This window comes from Martelella mediterranea (genome assembly GCF_004342225.1).
GTDB lineage: Bacteria > Pseudomonadota > Alphaproteobacteria > Rhizobiales > Rhizobiaceae > Martelella > Martelella mediterranea_B.
Window position 1 is genome coordinate 3,698 of sequence record NZ_SMAR01000066.1, and the last position, 5,101, is coordinate 8,798.

4 protein-coding genes and 1 pseudogene are annotated in these 5,101 nt (G+C 57.6%); all 5 read right to left on the minus strand.

Annotated elements, in window-relative coordinates:
- A partial coding sequence (locus tag EDC90_RS19995) for a phage tail protein (RefSeq protein WP_245511155.1) occupies positions 1-2,300 on the minus strand: 2,300 nt, incomplete at its 3' end.
- Positions 2,300-2,722, minus strand: a complete 423-nt coding sequence (locus tag EDC90_RS20000; protein WP_132314284.1) for a DUF6950 family protein — start codon at positions 2,720-2,722, stop codon at positions 2,300-2,302. The genes EDC90_RS20000 and EDC90_RS19995, both read right to left, overlap by 1 nt.
- Positions 2,723-2,724: 2 nt before the next feature.
- Complete coding sequence (locus EDC90_RS20005) at positions 2,725-3,354, minus strand: hypothetical protein (protein ID WP_132314285.1); 630 nt, start codon at positions 3,352-3,354, stop codon at positions 2,725-2,727.
- Positions 3,351-3,989, minus strand: coding sequence for a hypothetical protein (locus tag EDC90_RS20010; RefSeq protein ID WP_132314286.1), 639 nt, complete (start codon positions 3,987-3,989; stop codon positions 3,351-3,353). Before EDC90_RS20010 ends, EDC90_RS20005 begins: the two co-directional genes overlap by 4 nt.
- Positions 3,986-5,101 (minus strand): annotated as a pseudogene (locus EDC90_RS20015) (hypothetical protein); the annotation flags it as partial. The pseudogene EDC90_RS20015 and the gene EDC90_RS20010, both read right to left, overlap by 4 nt.

The window sequence follows — 5,101 nt, forward strand, 5'->3', positions numbered from 1 at the left end:
AACCGATCGTTGAGTTCGGCCGTCAGTGAATCGATGGTCTCAGCCTGCGCTTCGTTTTCGGTGACGCGGGCCTCACGCTCGGCGATGACGGCCGCCATGGCATCGTCGATCTCCGCGCCGAAGAGTTCCACTTCACGCGCCAGCGCTTCATTTTCTGACGCTATGACCTGTTGTTGCTTGGTGATTTGAGCAACTGCACCACCAAGCTCCTGCCGCATCTCTTTACGTTCAAAAACGCCAAGCGCTGAATCGAGCGAAACCGTTGATGCAAGCTCGGCAAGCGTCTGTCCGGAGAACCTGTCGAGTTCACGCTGCATATCCTCCAGACGCGCGTCCACATCGCGGCCGATTGTATCGAGTGTGATCGAAACATCTGCGATCACAACGGGTGTCTTGACCGGAAGCCAATCCGACCATTGCTGGTTTTTAACCAGGTCAGAAACAAACTTTCCGCGTGCTTCAACCCATGTTTCGGACGGTAGCGGTCCGATCAGCCATGCATAGGGTTCTTCATAGGACGTCTTGTGGCCGGCAAAAAGCAATTGACCGGTATCGCGCACACGCACCTGAACGACCACATCCGTGACGCCATCAATGTCAGCACCGCAGGAAACCCGGATGGCGGCCAGACGGCCGACACCATTGCCATCGTCCATGGTCGCCGGTTCCACGGTCCAGCCCTGCATGACCTGCACCGGCGGTGATCCACGGCCAAGAAGGCCGGTTGTCGGCGGGATAACAATCTCCGGAGGATCGTAGTCGGCTGGATCGATTTCCTTAATTGTCACCTGACTGAGCGATCCCGGCAGCCGTGTCAGCGTTATAATCTGGAATGCCTTGTCCTGGTAATTATTCCGCGCACTTGTCCAGGTCACCACGTCACCGGCTTCCAGAAGGCGTGATGGCGGCGGCAGAACCAGCGTGTGGATCCGCATGCGGCGACCATCTTCAATCATAGTCTTTTGCAGGTGCTGGACCTGTTCCGACCAGGGCACGGCGGCAAAAATTACGGACTGGGCCAGACTGCGCCCGTCAGACATCAGCGCTGAATCGGAGGTGTATTCCGGCGCATCCTTACGCGCCCATTTGTCGCCTGGTTCAGGGTAAGATGCTGATATCGTATTATGGGTGTCAGACAGTGAAGGCCAGGGGTCGAGTTCCTGTGGCTTGGTGACAATGACATCGGCGTCCGTAAAGGCATAGACAGCAGCACCAGGACCACCCACGGACATCTTGAGTGTGCCACCGCCTTCAACAAATATTCCGTTGCAAGCAAGCCGGTATTGCTCAAGCACATCAAGTGGCTCGGCACTGACATCGATCTCGAAGCCTGCCCGGTATTGCGGCGACCCGAATACGCTCAGATCGCATTCGTTGGCGGCAGCCATCCATTCAGCTGGCGGCAGCCGGATTGCCTCAACATTCTGACCACCATAAAGCCATCGACCGGATTGCCTGATACCGCGCGCAACATTGTAGGCCTGAATAACCGGGTTGAGTGTCGGTTCCCATGTCGCAGGGTTATCGAAGCGGTGTGGTCCGGAACCGCCGACAGTGTCGTCCTTACGTGGGTCGTAGAGCGGGATGGATGGCGGCTCGGCGAGAACAGGCGGATCGCCGGAAAACAGATCGGTGTTATAACGGAAGGTGATAATGATCGCCTGTTTGCCACGGCCAACCATGGAAGGCCGGTATGGCTTTTCCGCACCGGAAAACTTGGAAAGCAGGAACGCATCGGCTGTTGTTTGGGTGCCATCAAGATACCGCACCCATGCGTGATCCTTGCCATCTTCGCGAAACTCGGCAATCGGGTAACCGCGCCCGTCATCAGCTGGTTCTCCATAGAGGATCGTGCATTTGTCGCTTGCGATCCATAGGTTCTGCAGCGCCTGCTCACCGGCTGACGATGGCAATGAACCGATCTCGATCAGCTTGGTGAAATATGCGTTTGGCGTGTCGCCGTCCGACCCCCACGTTCCCCAATATTTAAGCTTTCCAGCCGTCGCATAGCGACCGACAACAAAGGTCAGCGGCGTATCGTCGCCGGTCTCCATATTGAGCCTGACACCAAAGCTCTGCTGTTTCTGATCCTTTTTCTTGCCGAACAGCGCCCGCGAAATCAGACTTGTAACAGCACCAAAGGCAACATTGACGATTACGCCGGCGATCCAGCTTGAGGCCGCGAATGCACCGATCGCCTGACCGATCGCAACGACGGCACCAACCACCGGAGCGGCGTGGGCATGGCTGGCTGCAAACGTCAGAAATGCGATTGCTGTGATAAGTGTTCTAACGCGCATCAGCCCACCTTGAATGCAGTTTGAGCGGTCAGAAGAGGCACCGTTCCCGTTCCGGCCGGACGCAGGACAAGGATCCGCGCCCCGATCACAATCCCGAGCGCACCGACTTCGCTTCCTTCTTTCAGAAAGGCGATATCGCCGACACGCGCCATCGAAATATGAGTTTCGGGCAACATCGAACGAGCAAGATCATCAAGGCCTGAATGGCCCATTTCAGCCAGAAGTGAACGGGCGCTGTCTTCGTCATCATAGCGGCCGCGATAAGGTTCGGCCGGATCTGTTCCGGTCATCGCCTCGATGGCTCCGGCAGCAAGAGCGACGGCGCAATCATCGTGTCCCCAGGCGAAGCTGAGCGTCTTTAGTCCGGCCGTGAATGCAAACAGCCGGGGCCGCCAGTCACTGAACCTTTTGAGTTCAAGCATCTTCATTCACCTTTCTGCCCCCACCACAGCTGCCATTCACTGGCGGTCGAGGCGTAAAGCGACCATTCATCGCCCGGCTCATGGGCTTTCTGGTCTTCGTAGGAGCTTTTTCTGGGATTGATGCGCGACAGCATCGACATCAGGTCGGGCACGCAAGTGATCGTTAATTTGCCGTCTTCGCCGACGGCTGGGGTTGAAAGCGGTGCTTTGTCGACTTCCCCAACAAAATCGAGAAGCGAGCCGATCATAGCGCCGGTTGTCGGGTCGAGGTAAAGCGTATGGACTTCGACACGTGCCAGGCGGATATTGAGCGTTCTCAGCAATGCCTGGGGAACATCAGCAATCTGCGACAATGTGATCGTCAACGGCCGGATGGTCATGTCGGTCCCGCAGACAATATTGCCGACACTGATCAGCGTGCCGCCACCATAATAGGCGCGCAGTTCATTGCCGCCGGTCAGACCTGAGTTCACCGATATCGACAGATCTTCGTCACCGGACCAGACACCCATGGCTGACGGAACGCCGGTGCCACGCTCATAGGCATGCACGTAGACAAGCTTGCGTTCCGAAAGCCCGTTTTCGGCGGCATTTTCGAGCGCCGCGATAATCTCTTCGCTGGCATAGATCATGACGGTTTCCTCTTCTGGATGACTTCGATCTGTCCGCCGCGCGTCAAAGAGGATGAGGCTGTTCCGGGCTTGTGGCCGCCAGTTGTGACGATTGCCGCAAAGGCAGGGCGTATCAGCGTCACGTTTGCCGCCGTTGTCAGGGAAAATGGCAGAAGCGGAAAAACAGGAAGGTCAACCAATCCGCCGGCATTTGCCGAAACCGTCCCGCGCACTTCGTGATAGCTGGTCAGTGACCCTTGGATGAATTGAATCTTGTCGCCGATGGACATGAGATAACCGGCAGGAAATCCGGAAAGCAGCGCCACCGAACGATCAGCGCCGGTTGCGCGCACCTGGACGTTTGCTGCGCCGAGTATACGACCTTCAAAGTCATCCTGTGGCCACAGCGATGTGGGATCGCAAACCATGAATGCATCGCGTGAACCGCTCAGCGACCGGATCAAAGCCGCCGCCCGTTTCAGGTCGTTGTTGCGGCCATCATCCAGTGTGATTGTCGCCTTCCACAGTGGTGGTGCAAGTTCAGCAGCAAGCAGCTCACCGGAGCCTTGCCCCGACAATTCATCATTGCGCTGGACATCGAGTACGAATTTGGAAATCGGCAGATGGTCGAATATCGCTTCAAGGGGATAAATCATCCGCGCCACCTCGGTCTGTCCATGATCGCGTTCACCTTGTCAGGAAGTTGACGGTCATTCTCTTCCAGTGCCTGTTTCATACCGGCATAGGCGGCCTGACGGGCCTTTTCCTGTATCTCCCGGTCGCCTTGCGCACCTTCCAGCGAGATGTGGATCGCAATCGGCCGATTGGCGTTAGAGGCGGGATTGTCATTGGAAGCTGAGGAGATGAAAGGCTGATTGCCGACAACGCCGCCAGAGGCGTAACCACGCATGCCAAGACGCATCGCCTCGACCACCTGGACGCCGCCGGCGCGCGAAACATCATCCTGTGACCAGACGACCTCGCCTTTGTGCACAATCCCGGCCGGTTCGAGCTTTCCACCCTGACCGGTATAACCGCCCTTGTCGTAAAGCCCGGTCCATGCACCGGAGGCCACAGTTTGTTTTGCAATCGACATCTGCGAGCTGCCGCCGCCGAAAATCGAACCCAGCCACGAAAAGAGACCGCCACCGCCGGCGCTTCCCGACGGTTGATAGGATGACAAGGCAGAGCCGAACTGATTGAGGCCATTACCGAGAGAGCCAAGACCCTCGGTTGCCATGCCGGCATTGCCAGCAAGGCCTGACAACGCACCGGCGGCTTCCGTGGCGCGGCGGATCTGAAGGTCGGCGGCATTGGCCCAGGCAAGACCAACACCGTTTGACGTATTTCCGGACAGCATCTGAAGCTGTTGTGTGCCGCCCAGCCAGCGCGAAGCACCTGTTGCCAGACCGACGTGACCGCCCACCTGACCGGCCCCAAGTCCGCGTGTGTTTAACAGGACGTCACCACGCATGAAGCTTGAAGGGTCGACCTTGACGCCCCAGTTCTGGAAGGCATTGGCAACGAGTGAACCACTGCCATTGATGCCGACCTGTTCAAGCGCGGAATTGACAAAACCCGCGCACCACTGGGTCTGAGCGGCATTGATATCGACGCCACCGGCACGCAAAAAGCTATTGATACTGGATAGGCCACTGCTCTCTGTTGCGCCCAGCAGGCCGAAAGCCCTATCCACACCCGCAGCTGCAAGATTGCCGCCAAGCCCGTTCATGGCGATGTTGTCGTTGGCGGCAAAGCCCTGCATCAG

What these genes read in the sequence shown, in the direction of transcription:
- EDC90_RS20000 (WP_132314284.1), bottom strand. Translation starts at nt 2,722, where the DNA reads ATGCTTGAACTCAAAAGGTTCAGTGACTGGCGGCCCCGGCTGTTTGCA.
- EDC90_RS20005 (WP_132314285.1), bottom strand. Translation starts at nt 3,354, where the DNA reads ATGATCTATGCCAGCGAAGAGATTATCGCGGCGCTCGAAAATGCCGCC.
- EDC90_RS20010 (WP_132314286.1), bottom strand. Translation starts at nt 3,989, where the DNA reads ATGATTTATCCCCTTGAAGCGATATTCGACCATCTGCCGATTTCCAAA.